The organism is Microcoleus sp. BM001215392, from assembly GCF_036700185.1.
In the GTDB taxonomy this organism is placed as follows: Bacteria; Cyanobacteriota; Cyanobacteriia; order Cyanobacteriales; family Microcoleaceae; genus Microcoleus.
In genome coordinates, this window is sequence record NZ_JAUBOJ010000001.1 from 27,575 (window position 1) to 51,477 (window position 23,903).

At 45.9% G+C, this 23,903-nt stretch carries 20 protein-coding genes; 3 read left to right on the forward strand and 17 right to left on the reverse strand.

The annotated features are described in order from the left end of the window. The 17 genes from QT974_RS00110 to nadD all read right to left on the reverse strand — a co-directional run. Positions 1-958, reverse strand: a 958-nt coding sequence (locus QT974_RS00110; protein ID WP_333466522.1) for a tetratricopeptide repeat protein, incomplete at its 3' end; no start/stop codon positions are given. A gap of 50 nt (positions 959-1,008) precedes the next feature. Next, positions 1,009-4,326 carry a tetratricopeptide repeat protein gene (locus QT974_RS00115; RefSeq protein WP_333466523.1) on the reverse strand — a complete coding sequence of 1,106 codons (3,318 nt, stop codon included), beginning with the start codon at positions 4,324-4,326 and terminating at the stop codon, positions 1,009-1,011. Between the two features lie 51 nt (positions 4,327-4,377). Next, on the reverse strand, positions 4,378-5,373 hold the full coding sequence (locus QT974_RS00120) for a GDP-mannose 4,6-dehydratase (RefSeq protein ID WP_333466524.1): 996 nt from the start codon (positions 5,371-5,373) through the stop codon (positions 4,378-4,380). Between the two features lie 60 nt (positions 5,374-5,433). After that, positions 5,434-6,096, reverse strand: a complete 663-nt coding sequence (locus QT974_RS00125) for a class I SAM-dependent methyltransferase (RefSeq protein WP_333466525.1) — start codon at positions 6,094-6,096, stop codon at positions 5,434-5,436. After that, the gene (locus QT974_RS00130; RefSeq protein ID WP_333466526.1) at positions 6,097-7,155 is read right to left on the reverse strand and encodes an aminoglycoside phosphotransferase family protein; all 1,059 of its coding nucleotides are present in this window, start codon (positions 7,153-7,155) and stop codon (positions 6,097-6,099) included. Further along, the gene (locus tag QT974_RS00135; RefSeq protein WP_333466527.1) at positions 7,152-7,754 is read right to left on the reverse strand and encodes a hypothetical protein; all 603 of its coding nucleotides are present in this window, start codon (positions 7,752-7,754) and stop codon (positions 7,152-7,154) included. Before QT974_RS00135 ends, QT974_RS00130 begins: the two co-directional genes overlap by 4 nt. Before the next feature lie 3 nt (positions 7,755-7,757). Then, positions 7,758-8,225 (reverse strand): LIC12192 family sporadic carbohydrate cluster protein, encoded by a 468-nt coding sequence (locus QT974_RS00140; protein WP_333466528.1) that lies wholly within the window; start codon positions 8,223-8,225, stop codon positions 7,758-7,760. After that, positions 8,218-9,024 carry a sporadic carbohydrate cluster 2OG-Fe(II) oxygenase gene (locus QT974_RS00145; protein WP_333466529.1) on the reverse strand — a complete coding sequence of 269 codons (807 nt, stop codon included), beginning with the start codon at positions 9,022-9,024 and terminating at the stop codon, positions 8,218-8,220. Before QT974_RS00145 ends, QT974_RS00140 begins: the two co-directional genes overlap by 8 nt. Before the next feature lie 21 nt (positions 9,025-9,045). Continuing rightward, the gene (locus QT974_RS00150) at positions 9,046-9,993 is read right to left on the reverse strand and encodes a transketolase family protein (RefSeq protein WP_333466530.1); all 948 of its coding nucleotides are present in this window, start codon (positions 9,991-9,993) and stop codon (positions 9,046-9,048) included. A gap of 94 nt (positions 9,994-10,087) precedes the next feature. Then, positions 10,088-10,903 (reverse strand): transketolase, encoded by an 816-nt coding sequence (locus QT974_RS00155; protein ID WP_333466531.1) that lies wholly within the window; start codon positions 10,901-10,903, stop codon positions 10,088-10,090. A 2-nt stretch (positions 10,904-10,905) separates the two neighbouring features. Next, a complete protein-coding gene (locus QT974_RS00160) occupies positions 10,906-11,895 on the reverse strand; it encodes an NAD-dependent epimerase/dehydratase family protein (protein WP_333466532.1) in 990 nt (329 codons plus the stop codon). Positions 11,896-12,140: 245 nt separating this feature from the next. Beyond that, positions 12,141-12,716 (reverse strand): D-glycero-alpha-D-manno-heptose-1,7-bisphosphate 7-phosphatase, encoded by a 576-nt coding sequence (locus QT974_RS00165; protein ID WP_333466533.1) that lies wholly within the window; start codon positions 12,714-12,716, stop codon positions 12,141-12,143. A gap of 1 nt (position 12,717) precedes the next feature. Further along, positions 12,718-14,265: a PfkB family carbohydrate kinase gene (locus QT974_RS00170; protein WP_333466534.1), complete on the reverse strand. Its 1,548-nt coding sequence runs from the start codon at positions 14,263-14,265 to the stop codon at positions 12,718-12,720. Between the two features lie 132 nt (positions 14,266-14,397). Next, on the reverse strand, positions 14,398-16,362 hold the full coding sequence (locus QT974_RS00175) for a hypothetical protein (protein WP_333466535.1): 1,965 nt from the start codon (positions 16,360-16,362) through the stop codon (positions 14,398-14,400). Between the two features lie 312 nt (positions 16,363-16,674). Continuing rightward, positions 16,675-17,628 carry a GDP-mannose 4,6-dehydratase gene (locus QT974_RS00180; protein ID WP_333466536.1) on the reverse strand — a complete coding sequence of 318 codons (954 nt, stop codon included), beginning with the start codon at positions 17,626-17,628 and terminating at the stop codon, positions 16,675-16,677. Positions 17,629-17,897: 269 nt separating this feature from the next. After that, positions 17,898-18,917, reverse strand: a complete 1,020-nt coding sequence (locus QT974_RS00185; protein WP_333466537.1) for a type I glyceraldehyde-3-phosphate dehydrogenase — start codon at positions 18,915-18,917, stop codon at positions 17,898-17,900. 174 nt (positions 18,918-19,091) lie between these two features. After that, the gene (gene nadD, locus QT974_RS00190) at positions 19,092-19,823 is read right to left on the reverse strand and encodes a nicotinate (nicotinamide) nucleotide adenylyltransferase (protein ID WP_333466538.1); all 732 of its coding nucleotides are present in this window, start codon (positions 19,821-19,823) and stop codon (positions 19,092-19,094) included. A gap of 946 nt (positions 19,824-20,769) precedes the next feature. Between nadD and murC the strand changes: the two genes are divergently transcribed. The 3 genes from murC (at position 20,770) to QT974_RS00205 (ending at position 23,854) form a co-directional block, all read left to right on the forward strand. After that, complete coding sequence (gene murC, locus QT974_RS00195) at positions 20,770-22,326, forward strand: UDP-N-acetylmuramate--L-alanine ligase (RefSeq protein WP_333466539.1); 1,557 nt, start codon at positions 20,770-20,772, stop codon at positions 22,324-22,326. A gap of 158 nt (positions 22,327-22,484) precedes the next feature. After that, positions 22,485-23,441, forward strand: coding sequence for a UDP-N-acetylmuramate dehydrogenase (gene murB, locus QT974_RS00200; protein WP_333466540.1), 957 nt, complete (start codon positions 22,485-22,487; stop codon positions 23,439-23,441). Between the two features lie 62 nt (positions 23,442-23,503). Next, complete coding sequence (locus tag QT974_RS00205; protein ID WP_333466541.1) at positions 23,504-23,854, forward strand: YbaB/EbfC family nucleoid-associated protein; 351 nt, start codon at positions 23,504-23,506, stop codon at positions 23,852-23,854. Positions 23,855-23,903: the final 49 nt, after the last annotated feature.

Here is a 23,903-nt window from a genome sequence, read left to right on the forward strand (position 1 = left end):
GCTGATTCTGTGTAACGTAGAGATTGCCTAACTGCCACCAGATTTGGGAGTTTTCCGGTTCTAGTTGTAGCAGATTTTCATAGGCTTTTACGCAGTCTGGATTCTCTTCTATCGCGCGCCTATAGGCTGATATTGCTGGCTCTGGCTGATTCTGCCTAACGTAGAGATTGCCTAACTGCCACCATATTTCTGAGTTTTCTGGCTCTATTTGTAGCAGCTTTTCGCAGGCTTTTAGGTCGTCTGGATTGAGTTTTATTAAGTGCAGATAAGCTACTCTTGCTTGCTCTGGCTGATTTTGTGCAACGTAGAGATTGGCTAACTGCCACCCGATTTGGGAGTTTTCTGGATCGAGTTGCAGGAGCTTTTCGCAGGCTTTTATGTCATCAGGATTGAGTTTTATTACTTGCTGATAGGCGGCTCTTGCTTTTTCAGGATGCTTTTGTTTTAGGTGGAGATTGCCTAACTGCCACCAAAGTTGCCAGTTATCGGGTTGGAGTTGTAGCAGGCTTTGGTAGACTTCTACAGCATCATTATTGATTTGAATAGCGCGATCGTAAGCGGCTATTGCTGCTTCTGGCTGATTGCGTTGCAGATATAAATTGCCTAACTGGTAGAAGAATTCCCAGTGCTCTGGTTGAAGAATTTCAGAGGCATCTGGTTTCAACTCCTTCGCCTTTTGATAACAGGCGATCGCCTCTTCCCATCGCTCTAATCTAACTAATGCTTCTGCTTGCTTGTAATAAGACCAAGCTGAGTTGGGTTTTTTTTCTATGGCGCGACTGTAAGACTGAACTGCTTCCTCCCAGCGATTAACTTTAGCCAGAGCTTCCCCCAAGTTGTGGTGAGACAAATAAAAATCGGGGTTAAGCTCAATGGCTTGGTAATAATGGGCGATCGCGTCCTCTAATTTTCCTTCATGGTTCAGTTTGTTGGCTAATTGAAAATAGTTTACAGTCATTTCTTTGTTTACACTCCTAGATTACCAAACCTCAATTCATCAGCTATTTATTATCTCGCTGGCCATCCAAATTTATCCAGAAGTCGCTTGGGAATCATGCTGGATGCTTTGTCAGCTTGTTCGGCAGTAAACACTTCCCGCCATTCGTCTATTTTTCCTTTTCTGTAGTTACTGTTAGTTTTAAATTTAGGACTATCTGGAAATGTAAATTTAGATTTTTCTATTTCATAAAAATCTAAAAGTGATTCAAAAAAATGCTGTGGCTTTGTCGCCAAATCCTCATAGGTCGTAAATAACATTTTAGGATGAAACGACAAAGACTCTTCCGCATCCAGCCAACCTTCTATCCATTTAATTGCATAAGGAAAATAGGAATTTTGTATTTGATAACTAATTTGTTCAGATAGAGACATCAAATAATAGTCTTCACAATAATTGAAAAAACGAAACAGTTCTAATTGATCGGTATAGTCAATATTTTTAGCTCTATTTGTGTGATGTACCCAAGACAACAAGGATTGACGAGGGTCACGTACATTAACCACTAATCGATCTACCAATAAACTGATTGCAAATTTATTCCACTCATGAGGATTTGGATGTTCTACTATTATGCCAGTTAGTGAAGTTTTGTATATTTGCGAACCTCGAATTACTAAGTTATAATTAAACGTACTATTTGGTTCTATGTCAATAATTTTTTTTAAACTAGGTAAATTTAAGCCTTTTTGTAAGGAGTCGCGAATATATACAGTCCCTGATTTTGGTAAGCTACATATACAAATTGTCCCGACCTCTCCTTTATTTCGTGCTTCAGCAAACTTAAATTTATTCAATTGATAATAGCTCAGCATCGCCTCTTCCCGCTTGCCGTGAATTAGAAGTGTATTGCCGATTTGCAAGGGAGCCTCTCCAGAATTAGGTTGGATTTCCTGAACTCGTTGATAGCAATGAATTGCTTTTTGTTGCTGGTTATTGCGTTGCAGTATCAGCGCTAGTTTAAAAAGTGCTTCTACAAAATCTGGTTTAATTTCAATAGCTCGCTCATAACTCTGAATGGCTAGATCGAATTGCTCCTGCTGGGCAAGCACACGACCTAAGTTATAGTGAGCTTCTGCTAAGTGAGGATGAATAGCTCTTGCCTGCTCATACATCTGAATTGCTTGAGGGAGTTCCCCCTCTTTTAGCAGCAATTCTCCTAAGTCCTTGTAAGATTCATAAAAATTAGGGTTAAGCACTATTGTACGGCGGTAAGCTCCCATAGCTTCTTGCCTGCGCTCGTGTTTCGCTAAAGCTTTGCCTAACTTTTGCCAACTTTCCCAATTGTCTGGGTCGATTTCGACCATATTTTGATAGACTTCTAATAAATTTGGTTGCAATTGAATAACTCGCTCATAAGCCTCTTTTGCTGCTTCTAATCGATTTTCTTTAGCTAAAACCTTGCCGAGCTGCCACCACATTTCCCAATTATTAGAATCGATTTCCAGTAATTTTTGATAAGCTTCTATGCACTCGGGGTTTATTGCTATGACTCGGCGATAAGCATCTGCTGCATTTCCGGGCTGATTTTTGTTAGCTAATACCTTTCCTAATTTTTGCCATATTTCCCAGTTTTCTGGCTGGATTTTTAGCAAACCTTTGTAAGCTAACACTTCATCGGGATTTAACTCAATAATGCTGCGGTAAGTTGCTGAGGCTTCTTCCAGTAGATTTTCTTGGACTTGGAGATTTCCTAATTTTTGCCAGATGTCGCAATTTTTTGGTTGAATTTCTAGCAGATTTTGATAAACTTCTACTAGGTTTGGCTTAAGTTTAATAACCCGTTCGTAAGCATTGACTGCTTCTTGCCTTCGATTTTGCTTGACCAAATATTTACCTAACTCCCACCAAATTTTCCAGTTAGTGCTGTCAATTTCCAGTAAATTTTGATAAGCTTCTATGCACTCGGGATTTATCTCTATGACTCGGCGATAAGCCTCTGCTGCATTTCCCTGCTGATTTTGCTTGACTAATGCCTTTCCTAGCTGCAACCAGATTTGCCAGTTGTGCGGCTGAATTTTTAGCAAGTTTTGGTAGGCTGACACTTCACCGGGATTTAACTCAAGAATGCGGTTGTAGGTTGCGGCTGCTTGTTCCAGTTGATTTTCTTGGATTTGGAGAGTTCCTAACTTTTGCCAGATTTCCAAGTTACCCGATTTAATTTCGAGAAGCTTTTGATAAGCTTCTATGAAGTTTGGCTTGATTGCAATCACCTGCTCGTAAGCCTTTAGTGCTTCTTCTGAGCAACTTTGATTTATAAAAACGTTGCCTAACTGCCACCAAATTTGCCAATTGTTGCTGTCGATTTCGAGTAAGCTTTGATAAGCTTCTCTGCACTCGGGATTTATCTCAATGACTCGGCGATAAGCTGCTGCTGCCTTTTCGGGCTGATTTTCTTTAGTTAAAACCTTGCCTAACTGCCACCAAATTTCCCAGTTGTTGCTGTCGATTTCGAGTAAGCTTTGATAAGCTTCTCTGCACTCGGGATTTATCTCTATGACTCGGCGATAAGCTGCTGCTGCCTTTTCGGGCTGATTTTTTTTAGCTAAAACCTTGCCGAGCTGCAACCAGATTTCCCAGTTTTCAGACTCAAGAAAAACCAAATTTTGATATCCTTCAACTGAGTCGGGATTTAGTTGAATGACATTGTAGTAACCGACTCTAGCTGAATCGCTTTCGCCGCGTTTGGCGTGCAGGTTTCCTAGCTGCAACCACAATTCCCAATTATCCGGTTGAAGGGGGCGCAGATGTTGGTAGGCTGCTAAGCAATCGGGATTGATTTGAATTACTCTTTGATAAGCGTCACTAGCTTCTTTGATCCTATTTTGTTGTAACAAAATATTGGCTAGTTGCAAGCAAGCTTCCCAGTTGTCGGGTTGAATTTGCAGCAAATTTTGATAAGCTGCTACTGACTCAGGATTTAGCTCGATCGCCCGCTGATACATCCCGATCGCCCGATCCAAATCTACCTGACTTCTGTGCCGCAGCGCCTCTCCCAAACTAGATTGAATCTCTACTTCATCAGGAGCCAGCTCGATCGCCCTTTGATAACAAACGATCGCCTCATCTAACCGCCCCAATTTAGTTAGAGCTTCCCCTTGATTGTAATATATCCAAGCCGACGAACTAGGGTTAAGCTCGATCGCCCGACTGTAAGCATTAACCGCCTCATCCCAGCGGCCAACTTTAAGCAAAACATCTCCCAAATTTGGGTAACACCAATAAAAATTGGGGTTTTCCTCAATAGCAGAGTAATAAGAAGCGATCGCCTCTTCCAATCTTCCTTCCTGCTTTAGTTTGTTGGCCGCATCAAAATAGCTTACAGTCATTGCTTCTCTCCGGCTTCCCTGAACCGTTGTTAATAATACAGTGATTTGATACTAAGGTTTATGAATATATTCTAAAGACTGCTGCTCAATCTCCTCCCAAAATTCTTCCACCCATTTGATCGCACCCGCAACTCCATCGTGCAAAGAAATCTCTGACTTCCATCCGAGTTCAGTCCGAGCTTTAGTAGAATCTATCACATAGGCAGCATCCTGCCCCAATCGTTCGGCAACCGTCTCCGTTGACTCAGCAAACGAGCGATTCATGGTATCGCAAATAGTTTGAACTACTTCGCGCACAGCATAACCTCGATCGGGCGACAAATGATAAATTTCCCCAACCCGCCCTTTTTCCATCACCGCTAATTCTCCCCTAGAAACATCGCGGATATGGATGTAAGACTTGACTGCGTGTCCGCCACCGTGCAACTGAATTGTTTTACCCAGCTTTAGGTAAATTGCCGATCGCGGAATAATTTTGAAGAGCTGCTGGTAAGCTCCATAAACATTTGTAGCACGAACCGTCACCAAAGGAAACTGAAAATTTTTATAATAAGTAGACAGCAGCATATCCGCCGCCGCTTTAGAAGCAGCATAAGGCGTAGAAGGATTCATCGGAGATAATTCGGTCACGTTTCCTTCACAAGTGCCGTACACTTCGGGAGAGGAAATGTGAACGTAACGCTGCAAGTATTTCCGGTCTTTTAAGTGGTTGATTAATTGAGCTAATGCTACAGTATTTGTTTGAAACCAGTGATCGGGATGCACCCAACTCGGAGCAACCTCACTTTGAGCCGCAAAATTAACAATATACTCCGGTGCAAACTCGTCAAGCACCTGTAAAATCTGCGGCATATCCCCGTTAAAGTCCAATTGATGAAACTTAAAATTCTGGTTTGTATGGCGCAGATACGGTAAAAAAAGTTGCCCTTTCTCGGGAGAACGGCTGATGCCCACAACTTCATTTTCACCGTCTTCGAGAAGCAAGTCAACGAAATCGCTTCCTGAAAAAGAATTGCTCCCAAGCACTGCTATTTTGCGCGGACTCATTAATAATTTCCCCTGTTATTCGCTGTATTTTTGATAATCTGACCGACTGAATTATACCTGTTACTCAAAGTATATAAAAGAACTATCTCCCGTATACCCGCAGCGATCGAACCACCACTGCCACTCATCAGGCGTATAGAAACTTTCACAAGTAAGCTGCCAGTAAAGCAGATTCGCTTTTTCGGCTTCGTTCCTATAGGACTCTACCACAATATATTTGTTCCCCTTGCCTACTCTTTCAATTTCCCGCAGAGCTTGCTCAAGCTCAAAACAATACAAATTGTGCAAAGTATTGATAGAAATCACTAAATCAAAGCTGTTGTCTGCAAATGGAAGTTCCGTCGCGCTGCACGCTTTCAAAAACGGGCGCACTTCTTCTGGGGCGTGAGCAATCCCGTATTCTGAAATATCTATACCGCAAACTTCGACTTCCGGTAAAGCTTGCGTGAAGTCGTAGAGTAAAAACGCCTTGCCGCAACCCACATCTAAAATCCGATCGCCCGGTTTCAAATTGTAGTGCTCAACTATCGCATCCGCAACCGCCCGCCAGCGACCATCATATTTATAACCACCGTAGCCAACTTTGCGATCGCCATCCCAATAATCACGATCAAATTTTTTAGCAAGCTTAGCCGCTTCCGCCTTGGGAAATTCATTCACGCGCCCCAAATAATCGCGCTGAGTTTTTTTGTGAACCGCTGATAGGAAGTCAATATAAGCCATTTAAAATTCCCTGTTTTGTTTCAGGTCTTGCAGGGCGCAACGCGCTTTTTGTAATTGTACAGCTTTGCGTACTTCCCGATCGGCAACTTGCCCCGCAAAACTTCGCCTTTGGCCGGCCACTGGCAAAAAGTCATTCAGCAGAATACAACACCATTTGACTCGATAAACAGGCAATAAAATCGCCATACGCTGTTGGTGTTGTTCGGGTTCTGACAACTGAGAAACAACAGTTTCCACAAACTTGGAATAGTAATTCAAAGGGACAGGAACCGCCGGTTGGCAAAAAAAGTCTGAAACCATTTTACCAGGATCGTCCCACCCTGCATACTCAAAATCGAGAAAGCGTAATTGCCCAGAATCGCTCAAAATCGCGTTATGAAATCCAAAATCCGATGGAGACAAACACCGGTCTAAAAGTGCGATTTCTGCTTCTAACTTTAGATTCCACTGACTTGCTTGTTCGATTGCGCGCGATCGCACTTCTCTCCAAACTTCAAACAACTCGCTGTGAATAAAGTCTACAGCAGCGCGATCGCTCTCGGAAGATGCTTCGACTGTTTGCAACCTGACAAGGCGACGTTCAACACATTGCAGATGTTCTTCAAGAGTAAAACAAGATTCCGATGCTTGAGGCAGAATTTGAGCTTCGGTAAGTTGCTTGTAACGGTTTATTTCCCGATAGAAATTCAGCGCTTGTTCAACGGTTTCTGCGGTGACATCCTGCGGTTCGATGGGCCTTCCCCGGACAAACTCATATAAACCTAAACCTTTTTGGCGATCGCACGCCAGCGGTTGAGGTAAAGCCCGCACTTTATTGTCCCAAGCAAACTGCGAAAATGCAAATTCAGTGCCCAAGCGGTCTCTGCGATCGCCTGGATGTTGAAAATAAACCTTCAACAAAAAACTTGAACCATCCGCAGCCACGCGGAAAACCCGGTTATTCCCGCCACCTGTCAGCGGATGAATTTCCACCTCACCACCCAATCCCACCACCGCCATCAACTCAACGGCTGCTTGCTGAAGCTGTTCTAAACTCAGGGAAACCGCTTCAGTCATCATAAAATTAAAGCCTCAATGGACGGCCAAGAGGTGGTGTGACGAAACGGATGTCCGGTGAGATGGTGGTTTTGGGGGTCAAACAGGATGCGATCGACTCCGGCGGGAAACCCCGACTCTCCCAAAAATTCGGGCAAGTCATCGATAAAATGGGTACACTGCTGCTTGGCAATGCGTTCTAGCTTTTCCTGCTTGGTAAGTTCAAAGTACACTTGGTCTGGGGATAAATTAATGCGATCGCGATCGTAAAACCCTTGACTTTGCAACCATCCCTGTGCTGCTGCGTGCAAATCGTATTTGGGGCCCAAATAAGGGTAGCGCGTCTTGTGGCTGACAATGCAGACATTGACTCCATCCCGAACGCAACGGGTAAAAAATTCCAGTACGCCTGGAAACGGGTCAGCTTCTTTCATGCGATCGCCATAAACGTAACCCTGCATCTGAGTCCAAGCATCTTCCTTCCCGCACTGGCGCAAATAATCCCGCACTTGGCCTTTACTGACAGGAACTTCTGGGGGAATTAACCCTTGTTCCAGGGCCACTCGGTGGAACAAGCCGTCATAACAGACGATCGTGTTGTCGAAATCAACTCCAATTAACATTTCTCACTCCACACTCATAGCTTGTTGAAAAAAATTGTTGACTTTTGGGTTTTCTGACTTTTGATAATAACCGCCCATTGGTGTATGAGGTAAAGTTAAGGCAACCTGGATCGTGGTCTCAAAATCTTCGATATCGCTGCGATCTTGCAGTACCATTTCTTCCAAACCTGCGCGCAACTGGCATCTGGCCCCTAAAATGCGATCGTATATTTCCCATCGCGACTTGGTTTTCTGCGGCAACAGAAACAAGCTAAATAGTATGATACCTTCTAGCTGCGGCAGTTCTGCCAAAACATCCGACAGCATCATATAACATCCGGGCATCGCATATTCAGTTGCACTGAGTTTATAATCTAAATTATGCCGTGTCGCGTAGTCGCGAACCACCAAGTTTTGCACGCGATGCGGGTAATTCAATCCCCGTACTGGACGGCTAGTAATGTAACCGCGATAACCTGATTGCTCACTCATCAAACCCCCCAGGCATTGTAAATTTCATCCCGATTTTCGAGGCAGCACGCACGGCGATCGGGGCGAAATATTCCCCCAGACGTTTATCGGAGTATGGTGTAAATAAACCTTTAAATCGAATATTCATAGACCATCTAGTTGTAGATTCTTGGTTGATGCGATTGCCGTGCATGACAGTAGGAGTAAATAGAAGGACATTGCCGTAGGGAACTTCCAACCATTCTAGTTCTGGCTCGATCGCCTGATAAAGACTTTCGGTTCCTGCCCCGGCAAATTCCTGTACTCTTTCCCGCCATTTAGCATCCGCCTCTGGGGGTAAAATAAACATACTTTTGGTTTGATAGCAATCTACTAACGGAATCCACAATACTACTTCAAAGGGGGAACATTCGGAACCCCAACTATCAGAATGCAGGGGTAATAAAGAACTGTTGTCATCGGGAATTTGAATGCTTAAACCGATATTGCGCTGCATCACCAGTTCGTTGCCGACAAGGGCTTCTACTAGGGAACGAGCGCAGGAAAAATATGCTTCCCGAAACCAAGATTCTGCCATTAAACCTGATAGGATATGCAGCCGAAAAGAGTTGAGTTTTTTGACTGGTACTAGAGAGGCAATTTCATCTAAAAATTCTCCGGTATCGGTCGGATATGGCACTCCTAAAAAATTAGTTGCTAAATCTACTGTTTTGTTTCGGATGCGCTCCAGGCCAGATAGATTTTCGCAGGGCTGGATGATATAGCCATTTTGAATGAAAGCAGCACTTAAGTCTGTTTCTTTTTTTTCTAGGAAGTCCATATCTTTCGATCCTGTGTTTTTTTAGGCTTTCACCGGCTTCGGGGCGATCGCCCGATACATCTGCAAGGTTTTGTCGGCGATCGCCTCTGGGGTGAGGCCAAAATACTCCCGAGCATAGTCTTGTTCTCCCGCTGCGTGCAGGAACTTGTCTGCAACTCCAATTCGCAACAAACGAGCTTTTTGATGGTCGCGATCGCTCAACCACTCAGCCACAGCGCCTCCTAGTCCGCCGATGATACTGTGTTCTTCCACCGTCGCCACTACCCAAAACTGCGAAAAAACCCGATCGAGCAATTCTCGATCCAAAGGCTTAACAGTGTGGAAACTGACAACTTGGGCGGAAACTCCCTGTTTTTTAAGCTCGTCTGCTGCTTCCAACACATTCGGTAGCAGATTGCCGGTACTCAGCAAGCAAACGTCACTTCCGGGGCGCATCACGATTGCTTTGCCGATTTCAAAATCAGGCATCCCATCATGAACCAGCGGCTCACCTTTTTTGCCCATGCGAATATAAGCCGGGCCATCCTGTTGCAAACAAGCTCGCATAGCGGCCCGCACTTCCCAAGCGTCACCAGGACAAATCACCGTCATGTTTGGCAGCATTCGCAGCAAAGCAATATCTTCACAAGAATGGTGAGTAGCGCCGTTTCCGGCATAGGACAAACCCGCCCCAACTCCCACAACAATCACTGGAACATTGTGATAGCAAACATCAACTCGAATTTGTTCAAAACAGCGAGTAGTTGTAAACGGCGTAATCGTATAAGTAATCGGTCTCAGCCCGCACATTGCCATACCAGCCGCCACGCTCATCATGTTCGCTTCGGCAACTCCACAGTTATAAAAGCGATCGGGAAAACGAGCTTTATATTTATCAAAAAGTCGGTTACCAATATCGCCAGATAGCAAAACAACCCGATCGTCTTCCGACGCGATTTCGCTCAGTTCCCCAGCAAATTCATTTCTCATCTAGCAATCCTCTCATTATTTGCAAACTCTCTCTCTGCTCTGACTCTGCGCCCTCTGCGGCCTCTGTGGTTCAATCAAAATCTGAGGAAAATTGCTATACAAGCTGAAGTTCCACTTTAGCTTTTTCAACTTCTTCAGCAGTCGGAACGCGGTAGTGCCAATTGTTGTCATCTTCCATAAAAGAAACGCCTTTTCCTTTCACAGTATGGGCAACAATCGCAATCGGTTTACCGCTACCATCAGGCACGTTACGCAAAGTATCAACCAATGCTTTCATATCGTGACCGTCTAATTCATAGGTACTCCATCCGAAAGCTTCCCATTTTTGTTTGAGAGGATGAAGAGCCATGATTTCGTTGCTCCGACCAGTAGCTTGCCACTTATTGTAATCAACGATCGCCACTAAATTATCTAATTTTTGAGCGGGAGCAAACATCGCCGCTTCCCAAACAGAACCTTCATTGCATTCGCCGTCACTCATGGTGACAAACACGCGATAAGAGCGTTTCTGAATGCGGCCGGCTAAGGCCATTCCTATCCCTACAGACAACCCGTGTCCGAGGGAACCCGTTGCTAATTCTACCCCCGGTACGCATTTGACGCTGGGGTGTTCTGGCAAGTTGCTACCGTCTTGGGCATAGGTATCGAGTAATTCTTGCGGAAAAAATCCCGCTTCTGCGAGGGTGGCGTACAGTGTTGTCGCTGCGTGTCCTTTACTGAGGATGAACCGATCGCGATCGGGATTTTCGGCATCCTGGGAATCGATTTTCAAACTTCCCCAGTAAGCTGCTACTAAAATATCGGTACAGGATAGGGAAGAACCTAAATGGGCTGTGCGAGCTTTGTGGGACAGTTCTACAATTTTGCCCCGAATTTTTCGGGCTTTGGCTTCAAGTTCGGGAATATTCATTTTTATTTTAAACTCAATCCTTGCATCGTCTTAATATTGTAATAAAGGCTATCCGTCATCGGATTCGGAATCAAATCAGCATTAAAAGCCTTCACCAAATCCTGCACGGCATCTTCAATTGTGTGCTGCGGCACAAACCCAAGTTCCTTCTTAATCTTCTCCGATGAAATGTGATAAGAGCGGTTGTCATTGGTCGGCGTGCTGACAATCTCTACTTGTTTTCCTACCACATTTCGCACCATTTGGGCAATTTGCATCACCGTATGATTTTCATAACCCGCGTTAAAAATCTTGCCATCGATCGCCTCATCAGGCAATTCGAGGGACTTGATATAAAGGTCTGTCATATCTTCAATGTGAATATTTGGCCGCTTCTGTTCGCCGCCAAATACCGTAATTTTACCATTATTGACAGCGTGGTTAGTGAGAATATTCACTGTCAAATCCAGCCGCAAACGAGGGGAATAACCGCAGACGGTTGCCGGCCGCAAAATCAAGGTAACAAACCCCGGTTCGCGGTTTGCCAGCAACACGTCCTCGCACATTGCTTTATATTTGGAATAATCTGTTAACGGTTGCAGCGGCAGTTCTTCGCTCACATTTTCGGTTTCTTTGATGCCGTACACGCTGGAAGAAGAAGCATAAATAAACCGTTTGACTCCACTGTTTTTTGCAACATCTACTAAGTCAACAAAAGCATCGTAGTTGATCGATTTACCGAGGTCTGGATCTAATTCAAAACTCGGATCGTTGGAAATGCAAGCTAAATGGATAACAGCATCGCATCCGGGTATAATTTTTTCGAGCAGCGGGCGATCGCGAATATCTCCCTTAATCTCTTCCAAACCGGGATGGCCTTTGACGGAGGATAGAACATCTTCTCCATAAATGTACAAATCCACAACCTTAACTCGATATCCAGCTTGCAGGAGTTTAGGGACTAGAACAGCCCCCACATAACCCGCTCCGCCTGTGACTAAAACTTGTTGCATTTGATTCACCCTCAATTACTCAATTACTTTGACCTTGGTAGTCCTGGACGCATTGGGGCCGAGAAACCGGGTTTTTTCACAGCAATACTTTGTTGGAGCATCGCAGATTCGGTAAAAAACCCGGTTTCTGACCACCCGTGGGGGTGAATAAACCCTTGACTGGCTTTCTTCCAGATGTCTAATATTAATTATCCCACTCAACGTGTTACGTTAAACTTTTTTGGCGGCGGATAATCACTCTCATTTTAGATTAAATTAATAATTTCTGGCATTGACGAAACTACCGTTATTTGCTCGGAAAATGGAGATTTAGACAATTCTTGCTGTTCCTGTATTCCATAGCCAGTTTGAACCAGAAAGGCTTTCATCCCTAACTGCAAACCAGGCTCTAAATCCCTGAGTCTATCCCCGATCGCCCAGCACCGACTAGGGTCTAAATTACGATCGGCGATCGCTTGAAGAAACATCCCCGGCTTTGGCTTGCGACACTCACAAACGCAACTATACTGGATAACTTGACCTTTCGGGTGGTGGGGACAAAAATAAAAATCGGCGATCGCCCCTGAAGCAGCTTCAGCATCCCGCCGCATTCGATCGTTAACCGCCTCCACTGCATCGCTCTTAAAATAACCCCTAGCTACACCAGATTGATTTGTCAGCACCAGCACTTTAATTTCGAGGTTGTTCAAAATTTTTAGCGCCGCCAACACCCCTGGAATCCATTCTATTTGGTCAGGACTGCTGAGAAAGTGACAATCTTGGATGAGAGTGCCATCGCGATCGCATAAAATAGCTTCCGGCTTCAGTAAATTACCCATCATCCTAAAACTTCAACAGCGTGGTGGCAAATTTCAACAAGCGGGCTTTTTCCACCGGTTCAGCATTACCCAAAACATTAGCTGCCATCGAGCCTGCCAAATTTCCTAGCAGCGAGCCTACAGCTAAAGGTAATTCCAACTTAGCACTCAAACTCGCCAGAGCAAAATACGCATCTCCCGCCCCAATTGTATCCTTAACTGCCAGCGTCATCGCCGGACTCAAATCTTCTTCTCCCTTAGCATTAATTCCCAGGGAACCAGACGAACCCAAAGTCAGCCAACCTTGCTGAGCGCCTAGATGTTCGTGCAAGCGCTTCAATAGATGAGAGTGGTCTCCGTGACGGCTGGAAAAAGCGAGCCGGAGTTCTTGTAAGTCCAAACAAAACGTATCAGTCCGCTGGTACTTAGTAATCAAATTGTAGCCATGATTAGCACTATTAGTTTGACAGTTTAAAGCTAAAAAGGGAGCTTTATTTTGCACCAGTTCCATCAGCGCCGTGTCTAACAATCCGTGACCGTAATCCGCTACAACTACAATGTCGTAATCCGCAATTGTTTTCTGCAAGCGGTCTAACAATTTTTGGCGTTGGACTGGAGAAGGTTGCTCTTCTTCTAAATAGTTAATAGAAAAGAGTTTGGTATAATCTTCTCTCATCCCTTGCCGTTCAATGTAACGGCGCTTGACTACTGTTGGCGAACCGTCTTCATATTGCAAATCCAGCCTGATCCCGCCATTAATGTTATTCAAAATCAAGCTGTGAATATCTGGCTCGTTCCCTACCACCCCTGCCACTGTCACGGAGTCTACAAAACTGGCAATGTGGCGGGCAATCGCTAAAGAACCCCCTAAATGCTGTTCTTTTTTCACAAAGCGAGTCGAAATGACTCTCCCTTTCGATGTCAATCCCTGCACCGTACAGTGAAAGAATTCGTCAATAATTACATCGCCTAAAACTAAAACTTTTAGCTTCTGCATAGCATCAACGCCCTTTCTAATTTCCTCAAAAGGGTATTGCTGGCTTAACTGACTGGCATAGCTTTTTACCTGCGGCGGCAAAACATCCATGTAGTTGTTTAGCAGCTTCGTTGAGCTAAAAACAATCTCGCCGGTATAGGCAATTTCACCGCCGTAGGCTTTGACTCGATCGGCTTCCCGGTCAATATTTTGGGTGACATCTTTACTGGGATCGGAATACTCGTGACCTTTGCAGTAAAAAGCTGGCTGCACGCGATCGATCACCTCTAGTGCTGTAGCCACAGGAGACAACAGCACGTAGTCTACGCAAGCGAGAGAAGCAAGGGAATAAAGGCGCAAATCATCAGAAAAAATCGGTCTTCCGGGGCCCCGATTGACGTATTGTGCTGCGGTAATCGAAACTACCAGCAAATTTCCGAGTGCTTTAGCTTCCTGCAAGTGGGTAATGTGACCCGGGTGAAGCAAGTCGAACACGCCGTGACACAGAACTATCTTGAGGTTCTGTTCTCGTAAATTAGCAAGTACATCTTGACAGGTTTCAAAATCAAGATATTTTTCCGTATTTTTTGTGATCATCTTTGAAATAAGTTGTACATTTTCCTATTTTGACCCTCTGACCTAACCGCATTCTACTGCCCTTGCCGGGTTGCTTTTCAGCAGTTATTTCAAACGGACTACTAGCCATTCCTACTGTTCTCACTACCTGAACTAGATTTTTCCTACCAGACTTTTCACGGTAAGAACACGCCTCATCAAATCTTTCCATTCCGGTGAATGGCTCAGGGAATTTGTATCGAAGTAGGCGCCATTTTCTAATGAAAACCGACCAAAAGTTTCTAACCAGTTCACAACTGTTTCTGTTGAAGAAAAAGGCGTACAAGTCAAAGATTTTTGTAAATTTTGAGACATTCTAGGCAGATCGCCATTGTTATAAGCATACCAGGCTTCCCATACTAGGACACCGTACTGTACAGGCTTGTTTTCATCCGTTTTATTTTTGATGGCGGTGTGCTGAAAACGCGATTTTTCCAATTCCTCCGCAGTTTTATGCAGTTGCGACTGCGACTGTTCTAATTCTTGGCGAGTCGAGTGTAATTGCGACTGCGACTGTTCTAATTCTTGGCGAGTCGAGTGCAGTTGCGACTGCGACTGTTCTAATTCTTGGCGAGTTTGATGGTGTTCGGCTTGGCTAAGTTCCCATTCTCCGTGGATTTGATGCAGTTGCGACTGGGACTGTTCCAATTCTTGCCGAGTTTGATGATGTTGCGACTGGGACTGTTCCAATTCTTGCCGAGTTTGATGATGTTCCGCTTGACTGAGTTCCCATTCTCCATGAATTTGATCCACTTGAATTTGGGTTGATTCCAACTCTTCTTGAATTTGATGCAGTTGAATTTGTGTTGATTCCCAATCTTCCTGAGCTTGATACATTTGTGACTCAAACCGATCGCACTCTTCCTGACTTTGATATAGTTGAGCTTGGGTTAATTCCAACTCTCCCTGAGCTTTGTGGAGTTGCGACTGGGATATTTCCAATTCCTGCCGAGTGTGATGCAGTTGGGGATGGAGTTTTTCCAACTCTTCCTGAGCTTGAAATAGTTGGGTCTGAAATCGATCGCACTCTTCCTGAGTTTGATAAACTATCGCTTGCGCCAGTTCCAATTCTCCCTGAACAGGATAAATTTGACCTTGAACTACTTCCAACTCTTTCTGAGTTTGACTCAGTTCGGTCAAGGATTGCTCTAACTCTGCCTGAGTTTGATATAGTTGCGACTGTGACTGCGCCAACTCTCTTTTACTCTGATGCAGTTGCGCTTTGCACTGTTCAAACTCTCTCCGCTGTTCGTAGGTCATATTGTAATATAAATCAGTTGGTTCTACGTTTAAGTTGAGATTAAACTCGCTTGAAACCTTGGATAATTCTATTATTGCAATTGAATTTGCCTGTGACAAAGGCCATCCGTATTCGCTCTCGCTAAGTTCTCGCACATCTACTTCTTTCCAAAGCATATAATGCTTCTCGTCGGCTGTTTCTCTATCTATTAGCTTTAAATAGTTTGCCGATATAGCATCTTTCGGAATCCCATATTTTTTCCATAAAACCTCTAAATACTCTTTGCTAAACTGAATGTACCATTCTGCATCTGTAAGTTTTCCAAAAGGAACGGTAATCAAGGCTTTTCCATTAAGAGCCAACAGATCGTATATTTTGGCGATCGCCTTCAGCGGAGCTTCCAAATCCCGGGACTCTGTTTGTTCGCCGTAGCCTCCCGAAGGATCGTCGCCTTGCCCTACGTGTTCTACACTAGAAATTGATACTATTGCATCATATTTTTCTGTTGATGGCAGGCTCATCAAGTCTTCGTTTTCCACACCGAGATCGACTTCAAATTTATCTATAATTCGTCTCGATCTCAGACCCAGATTTTCGCTCAATGAATTTTCATAGTGGGAGAGTACGTTGCCCACTTCTAGGATTTTTTGAGGATTTTCCAGATTCGCAATAAAATCAAAGGCAATAGAAATTTCTACAGCTCTTTCGGTAGGATTATTAAATTTAATTCGATTGTAATATAGCTCTTTACCTTTTAAAGTAAAGGTTCTTGTCCACTTACTCATTTTTTCCTCAACCAGCAAAATTTTAAGTTGTCCGCTGAAGCTTGCGCTGAACATAGGGACTTCTCGGGGGGAGTATCAAATGCGAGCGTTCAACCAGCGATGATAGTTCTCAATTGCACCACAACTTACAAAAATTAGCGCTTTTAACTATCGTAGATACAGTAACCGTACATAAACATTTGCTCGGCTTTGATTAGCTTCCTATTTGTTTTGGAGTTAGACGTGCAGGGCGGCAAAATTCACTCATTCCCACACAGTCGAAACAGCCTCCCCATTATCCCACAGTTCGTTCACATACTTAATACTGCCGGTAAGTATCGATGTCGCGAACAAGAAACCGCCGTGCCCGTAGGGGATAATTTTCCCTCAACTCATCTTCGCCTCTACCATCATCCGCACTACATCGGGCATCTTATACTTCGCCTCCCACCCTAACTTTTGCTTTGCTTTACCCGGATTCCCCCTCCCCACAGCAATCTCCGTCGGTCTGTAGAGACTCGCATCAGTTACCAAATGTTCCCGCCAATCCAAACCCGCAGCCACAAAAGCACTCTGCACAAACTCTTCCAAAGGATAACTTGCACCCGTAGCAATTACATAATCATCCGGTTCATCCTGCTGCAACATCAAATACATCGCCTCCACATATTCCGGCGCCCAGCCCCAGTCCCGCTGCACTGAAATGTTTCCCAAATGCAGTTTTTCGGAACTACCCGCAGCAATTCGACACACGACTGATACAATCTTTTGGGTGACGAATCTCTCCGGGCGCAGTGGCGACTCGTGATTGAACAAAATACCAGAACACGCAAACAAATTGTACGCTTCCCGATAATTTGCTACTTCCCAAAATGCCGTTGCTTTCGCCACCGCGTAAGGACTTCTGGGGCGAAACGGCGTATTTTCATCCGCTGGATTGCCTCCGGTATCCCCAAAACATTCGCTGGAACTAGCATTATAAAGTTTAATTTTGCCGCCTGTAAACCGAATTGCTTCTAACAGATTCAATGTCCCTGTGGCAATACTTTCGAGGGTTTCTACGGGTTGTTCAAAGGACAGGCCGACGGAACTTTGACCTGCTAGATTGTACACTTCGTCGGGTGCAATTTTTGCCAATACTTGCAAGACGCTGCGAAAATCGTTGAGAGACATGGATTCTAGTTTTACTCTGTCCCGGATTCCCAAACGTGCGAGGTTCCCGAAACTCGACATTTGGGCGTCCCTGGAGGTGCCGCAAACTTCATAACCTTTATCCAGAAGCAGTTTAGCTAAATAAGCTCCGTCTTGACCGGATATACCAGAAATTAATGCTTTTTTCATATAAACTGTTTAATTTGATGATTCGGCGGTTGAAAGCATTTCGGACAACTTAACGTCAAACATTCAGTCCGGCAGGGGTTGAAACCCCTGCCTCAAAGCTAAAGTCCTCTTGCATAGGACTGAAAAGAAGACTTTTAAACTCATTAGTCCTCATAGCGAGGACTTTAGCTATTAGCCAGGGGTTGAAACCCCTGGCGGACTGGCGAACTGGCAGCTTAAGTTGTCACCAATGGGCAGCGCCCGGTAACGAATAGACAGAAGTCGGGGATCTAACCTTCCCACCTTTCGGCGACCAATTCAGCCAAGTCAACTACGCGCTGACTGTAGCCCCACTCATTGTCGTACCAAGCCAAAACCTTCACCATGTCGCCGTCCATCACCAGCGTCAAGCTGGAATCCAGGATCGAAGAAGCATCATTTCCGCGATAGTCGCAAGAAACCAGAGGCAAATCGTTGTACTCCAAAATCCCCTTCATCGGGCCTTCGGCTGCTTCTTTGAAAACTTGATTTACTTGCTCGCTAAAAGTCTTTTTCTCTACCTGAGCCACAAAATCAACTACCGACACATTAGGAGTCGGAACCCGCATGGCGATGCCATTTAACTTACCCTTCAATTCTGGAATTACCAAAGCCACAGCTTGAGCAGCACCAGTAGAAGTCGGCACAATATTCATTGCCGCAGCCCGCGCCCGCCGCAAGTCGCGGTGGCTAGCATCCAGCAAACGTTGGTCGCCAGTATAGCTGTGGGTAGTGGTCATCATGCCTTTGATGATGCCAAAATTTTCGTGAAGCACTTTCAGTACGGGAGCTAGACAGTTAGTAGTACAGCTAGCATTGCTGATGACAGTGTAGTCACTGTGCTTGTAGTTGTGGTGGTTGACTCCCATCACGTAGGTGCCGACTTCAGACCCCTTTCCGGGAGCTGTGATCAGCACTTTTTTAGCGCCGGCAGTGATATGCTTCGAGGCACCAGCCTGGTCAACAAAAACGCCAGTTGCTTCAATAATCAGATCAATACCCCAATCTTTCCAAGGCAGGTTGAGCGGATTACGATCGCTCACACATTTAACTGTCTTGCCATTGAGAATAATCGAATTTTCATCCGTGCTGATGTCCACACCCTTCAACGTTCCCATCATGGAATCGTATCTCAGCAAGTGGGCATTAGTTTTTGGATCGGAAGTGTCATTAATTGCTACCAGCTCTAGCCCACTGTTTTCTCGGCCCAGCCAGCAGCGCGCAAAACTGCGCCCGATACGTCCAAAACCATTAATCGCGACTCGAATCACCTTAGTACCTCCTAACGATGGCAGCCCTTTAGCTCAGGCTTAAATTTTGGAAAAATTTAAGAATTGACTTCTGACACCAGATCATATCGCAAAGCTCGATCCTTTCTAACTTTTTGTGTTTATCAAAAAAGCTGGAAGTTTTTTTAAGAATAGAAATCCAACACCCCAAGGCCTTCAGCTTTGGGCCGCTGGTTGTTTGTAAAGCTGGTGGGCGGCCAGATAACCCCGGACAACTTCTGGAATTAGGTAGCGCAAGTCGCGATTTTCGGCGGCGAGGTGGCGGATGTGGCTCGACGAAAGCTCGATCGCCCGCATTGACAGCACCTCCCAGCGAATCTCCACGCCGAAAACAGCCATTTGTTCGGCAACTTCGAGTCCTACAGCATTTGTCTCAACCTGCATCCTGCCGCCACGGGCATCAATTGGCATATCTCTCGGACTCTCGCCCCACTCAAACATTCCCCCGATCTCCCCGCTGGCTTCTGTCTCCCCATCTCCCCGACTCGGACGCGGGCCCACCAACCAGTCGCACAATCTGCCAATTTCCGCCGAACGGTGCCATTTAGGAAGAGTTTTGAAAGCATCGCTGCCAATAATCCAGTGCAACCGATCGCCTGGATAGATTTTTTGCAAATATAGTAAAGTGTCGATCGCAAAAGAACTGCCCGAAGGATTTGAAGCAGGCGGCGCAATTTGGAAGTCAGGGCGATCGGCGATCGCCAGAGCCAGCATTGCCCGCCGCTGCTGGAAAGTTGCCAAATCCGGGCGCCTCTTGTGAGGAGGAACGCGATCGGGCACCCAAATGACTCGATCGAGATTAAATTGACTCGCCGCCGTTTCTGCTACCAACAAGTGACCCCAGTGAACCGGGTCAAAAGTCCCCCCAAAAATCGCTATTTTTCCCATATTTCCCAAAAAATCAGGATTTATACAGACACTGCCCCAATTTTATGTTTCTCCGCTTTCACCCGTAAGCTGATTAATTACACAATTGAGAACAGACCTCGGAATTGTATATCTGATATCTGAGATTGGGATAACTGATGGCAATCGGGGACACAAGAACCTGCGTGCTGTGGGATACTTTTTTAAGTGCTACTTTTAATTTTTTTAATCACAGTTAAACAACCAGGCGATCGCAGTCGAAGTCAGCAAGCGGTCGATCGAGCGCTACGAGTTGGGAAGGCGCGATCGAGGGCCCGAGCATTTGTTGGTGGGGGCGAAAAATTTTTCACCGGAAATCTTAGTTAGGGCTGTTCCCCCATTGGCAGCGCTACCAGCAGTTTCTCGAAACCATGATTTGCCGTCGAGTGATGGCTTCGCAAGTATTTCGAGCAATCCCATGACTGGTACATATACAACTCAGTAAAAATCTATACTAAAGTCGCGATCGTCTCAATCTGTGAGTATTACGAAAAAATGACCCCACAAGTAGATAAATGACTGTAAAATGAGCCAAGTTTTGTCAGTGATGTGGTAGTGTTTGGAAATCCTGATGGGTATTACCCTCAATCTTGGTAAAAAGATTGCGGGGGTTTTCTTGCCGTATCCCAGCACAGCAGGCGGATAGAGATAGAAAGAACGCAGGAGTATGCAACCGCCCAAAATTAGTCAGGGGCCCAGACCCCAAAACCCATTCTGTCTGACCTGCAATTTTCGAGCTGTGACTGTTCCGGAAAACCACTTGGTACTAAGTCATATAGGATACAAGACAAACATCTCTACCAGTCCCGCAAATCAAGGGACGCGCAGAGAATTTTGGACAAAATCTCTAGCGAACTGTATCCTGAAAAAACAATTCTTGATATGATATCGCGTGTTATTGGCGTGGTGTGGTGTGTGAGGAGCGAAGATGCCGAGTTCTGTTGATTTCAGCGGTAGACCATTTCATTTCATCGGCATTGGTGGGATTGGGATGTCAGCCCTTGCCTATATTCTAGCTAAACGCAAGTTGCCTGTGTACGGCTCCGACATTAAATCGAGTCACATAACCGAGCGCTTGCAAGGAATGGGAGCTCACATTTTTTGGCGTCAAGACGCCAGCAATTTTGAAATATTTCAAACGACAGTCAACGGTACCAGTCCCGATCGCGGAGCGCCGGAAAAAGCCGCATCCTCGGCAGTCGCTGGTACGGTAGGGACTTCCGTGGTGAGGGCCGCAGCTATGAAATTGAACGGCAACGGTTCGGGCACCCAAGCAGTTGCCCGATTGCCTCAAGTTGTATGTTCGACGGCAATTCACCCGGCAAATGCCGAATATCGAGCTGCTTTAGATTTGGGCTGTCCGATTTTTCATCGATCGGATGTGTTGGCAGCGTTAATTCAAGATTACCAAAGCGTAGCTGTAGCGGGGACACACGGCAAAACTACTACTAGCAGCTTAATCGGCTTCATGCTGATGGCAGCAGGTCTAGACCCGACGATCGTAGTAGGAGGCGAGGTAAATGCTTGGGAAGGCAATGCTCGTATGGGGTTCGGCCCATACTTAGTTGCCGAGGCTGACGAATCCGACGGTTCTCTCGTCAAGCTGGTAGCAAAAATTGGCATAGTGACGAATGTGGAACTGGATCATCCAGACCATTACGATACCCTCGACCAGGTAATAGACACATTTAAGGTGTTTGCTGAGAACTGTGAAATTTTGGTCGGCTGCATAGACGATGAAATCGTCAAAGACTGCCTTGCTCCCAATGTCAGCTACAGTTTGCATCCGGAAAGCGGTGCTGACTACACAGCTTCGGGGGTAGAGTACGGAGCCCAAAGCACCAAGGCTGGCATTTGGGAACGAGGAACTTTGCTCGGGGAAATGGAGTTGAAGTTGCTGGGGAAACACAATCTCAGCAATGCACTAGCTGCGGTAGCAGTAGGTCGATTGTTAGGGTTGGAGTTTTCGGCGATTGCGAAAGCGATTGCCGGGTTTGAAGGCGCTCGCCGCCGTTTTGAGGTGCGGGGTTTTCACAATGAAATCTTGTTTGTGGACGATTACGCCCACCACCCCAGCGAAATTCGCGTTACCTTGGCGGCTGCTCGCTTGCGGCTCGAAGGGAGTAAAGAAAATCCCCAATCAGGAAGAGTGGTTGCCATTTTTCAACCGCACCGTTACAGCCGGACTTTAACCTTTTTGCCAGAATTTGCTCAATCTTTTGGGGATGCAGATTTGGTTGTAACTTGCGATATTTATAGTGCCGGGGAGCCGAATTTAGGAGAGATTACCGGGCAGCAGGTTGCTGATTTGATTGCTAAAGAAGGCCGAGACGTTGAGTTTTGCCCTTCCCTAGAGTCAGTTACCAAGTTTTTAACCGAAAACCTGCAACCAGGAGATTTGGCTTTATTTTTGGGCGCCGGCAATCTGAATCAGATTATTCCAGAGGTTATGGCTGTCTATCAACAAGCCGATCGCCCGGATTAGATCGCCTTTGAAACTGAGTGCCGAGTCGATGGAGATAACGGCGGTGCAAATAGTACCGATACTTTTGTTCGGCTACTCGTGGGTTCGACCGGCACAACCACAGGTAAATGAATTTTCAATCAAGTCTGGAATAGAAGATATTTTTAAGGATTTTCAAGATGGTGACTATCTCGAATGACTCCTCTGTTAAGGAAAATCGGCGAGTGTATTCTCCTGTTGCTTTGCGGGGAACAGATTGCAAAATTAACTCCCAAGTTTCGCTGGCGGGGCTGACTTCCTTTCGAGTCGGCGGCCCAGCCGAGTGGTACGTTGCTCCCCGCAGCATGGAGGCTTTGCAAGCGAGTTTTGCTTGGGCACACGATGAAGGAATATCAGTGACTTTGCTGGGTGCTGGTTCTAATTTGTTGGTGAGCGATCGGGGTTTACCCGGGTTGGTTGTCGCCACTCGCTACCTCAAACAGGTGAATTTCCATGCAGAAACAGGTCAAGTTACAGCCGGGGCGGGAGAGTCAATTCCCCGCCTCGCTTGGTTGGCTGCCAAACGCGGCTGGAAAGGTCTAGAATGGGCCGTCGGTATACCGGGAACTGTCGGAGGGGCTGTGGTGATGAATGCAGGGGCTCACAGGGGTTGTACGGCGGATCTTCTGGTGAACGCTCGCATATTGTCCCCTGGTGGTAAGGTGGAAATTCTGACTCCGCAAGAGTTGGAGTACCGCTACCGGACTTCGGTGTTGCAAGGGGGCGATCGGCTGGTAACAGAAGCGACTTTCCAATTGCAGCCGGGATTCGACCGATCGCAAGTCATGGCCCTGACTAATGACAATTTCAGCCAGCGGCGGACAACTCAACCTTACCACCTGCCTAGCTGCGGTTCGGTGTTCCGCAACCCTAGCCCGAAGGCTGCGGGTTGGCTGATCGAACAAGCGGGACTCAAGGGATATCAGATCGGCGGCGCACAAGTAGCTCAACGCCATGCTAATTTTATTCTTAACTGCGGGTCGGCAACGGCCAATGATATTTTTCAAGTGATCCGCCACGTTCAACAGCAAGTCGAGCAGCGGTGGTCGCTGTTGTTGGAGCCAGAAGTTAGAATACTGGGAGAGTTCCCCTTCTAAGGCATCATTGAAGTAATACGGAAACGGCAAACTGCCAGCCCACACACCATCACAAAGTAGTTATGACAAAATCAGGACAAGGATTTGGCTTCGGCCTGGGCAAAATGAAAGAACTGACTGAAGCTTTCAAAAAAGCTCAGCAGGTTCAAGAAGGAGCTAAAAAGCTTCAAGAAGAGTTGGATGTCATGGAAATTGAGGGAACTGCCGGCGGCGGCTTGGTCAAGGTTTTTCTCAGCGGCAACCAAGAACCCCGCCGCGTGGAAATTTCCCCGGATGCCCTCGGTGAAGGTGCCGATGTAGTTTCTGAACTCGTCACGGTGGCGATGCAGGATGCTTACGCTAAGTCTACCGCTACGATGCGCGAGAAAATGGAAGAACTCACCGGCGGGCTGAATCTCCCCGGTTTCGGTTAGTCATTAGTTGTTAGTCATCAGTCATCAGTCATTAGTTAACTGTTGACTG

What these genes read in the sequence shown, in the direction of transcription:
- QT974_RS00180 (WP_333466536.1), bottom strand. Translation starts at nt 17,628, where the DNA reads ATGAAAAAAGCATTAATTTCTGGTATATCCGGTCAAGACGGAGCTTAT.
- QT974_RS00175 (WP_333466535.1), bottom strand. Translation starts at nt 16,362, where the DNA reads ATGTTCAGCGCAAGCTTCAGCGGACAACTTAAAATTTTGCTGGTTGAG.
- QT974_RS00150 (WP_333466530.1), bottom strand. Translation starts at nt 9,993, where the DNA reads ATGAGAAATGAATTTGCTGGGGAACTGAGCGAAATCGCGTCGGAAGAC.
- QT974_RS00140 (WP_333466528.1), bottom strand. Translation starts at nt 8,225, where the DNA reads ATGAGTGAGCAATCAGGTTATCGCGGTTACATTACTAGCCGTCCAGTA.
- QT974_RS00205 (WP_333466541.1), top strand. Translation starts at nt 23,504, where the DNA reads ATGACAAAATCAGGACAAGGATTTGGCTTCGGCCTGGGCAAAATGAAA.
- QT974_RS00160 (WP_333466532.1), bottom strand. Translation starts at nt 11,895, where the DNA reads ATGCAACAAGTTTTAGTCACAGGCGGAGCGGGTTATGTGGGGGCTGTT.
- QT974_RS00170 (WP_333466534.1), bottom strand. Translation starts at nt 14,265, where the DNA reads ATGATCACAAAAAATACGGAAAAATATCTTGATTTTGAAACCTGTCAA.
- murC (WP_333466539.1), top strand. Translation starts at nt 20,770, where the DNA reads ATGCCGAGTTCTGTTGATTTCAGCGGTAGACCATTTCATTTCATCGGC.
- QT974_RS00125 (WP_333466525.1), bottom strand. Translation starts at nt 6,096, where the DNA reads ATGGCTTATATTGACTTCCTATCAGCGGTTCACAAAAAAACTCAGCGC.
- nadD (WP_333466538.1), bottom strand. Translation starts at nt 19,823, where the DNA reads ATGGGAAAAATAGCGATTTTTGGGGGGACTTTTGACCCGGTTCACTGG.
- QT974_RS00145 (WP_333466529.1), bottom strand. Translation starts at nt 9,024, where the DNA reads ATGGACTTCCTAGAAAAAAAAGAAACAGACTTAAGTGCTGCTTTCATT.
- QT974_RS00155 (WP_333466531.1), bottom strand. Translation starts at nt 10,903, where the DNA reads ATGAATATTCCCGAACTTGAAGCCAAAGCCCGAAAAATTCGGGGCAAA.
- QT974_RS00135 (WP_333466527.1), bottom strand. Translation starts at nt 7,754, where the DNA reads ATGTTAATTGGAGTTGATTTCGACAACACGATCGTCTGTTATGACGGC.
- QT974_RS00130 (WP_333466526.1), bottom strand. Translation starts at nt 7,155, where the DNA reads ATGATGACTGAAGCGGTTTCCCTGAGTTTAGAACAGCTTCAGCAAGCA.
- QT974_RS00115 (WP_333466523.1), bottom strand. Translation starts at nt 4,326, where the DNA reads ATGACTGTAAGCTATTTTGATGCGGCCAACAAACTAAAGCAGGAAGGA.
- QT974_RS00120 (WP_333466524.1), bottom strand. Translation starts at nt 5,373, where the DNA reads ATGAGTCCGCGCAAAATAGCAGTGCTTGGGAGCAATTCTTTTTCAGGA.
- QT974_RS00165 (WP_333466533.1), bottom strand. Translation starts at nt 12,716, where the DNA reads ATGATGGGTAATTTACTGAAGCCGGAAGCTATTTTATGCGATCGCGAT.
- murB (WP_333466540.1), top strand. Translation starts at nt 22,485, where the DNA reads ATGGTGACTATCTCGAATGACTCCTCTGTTAAGGAAAATCGGCGAGTG.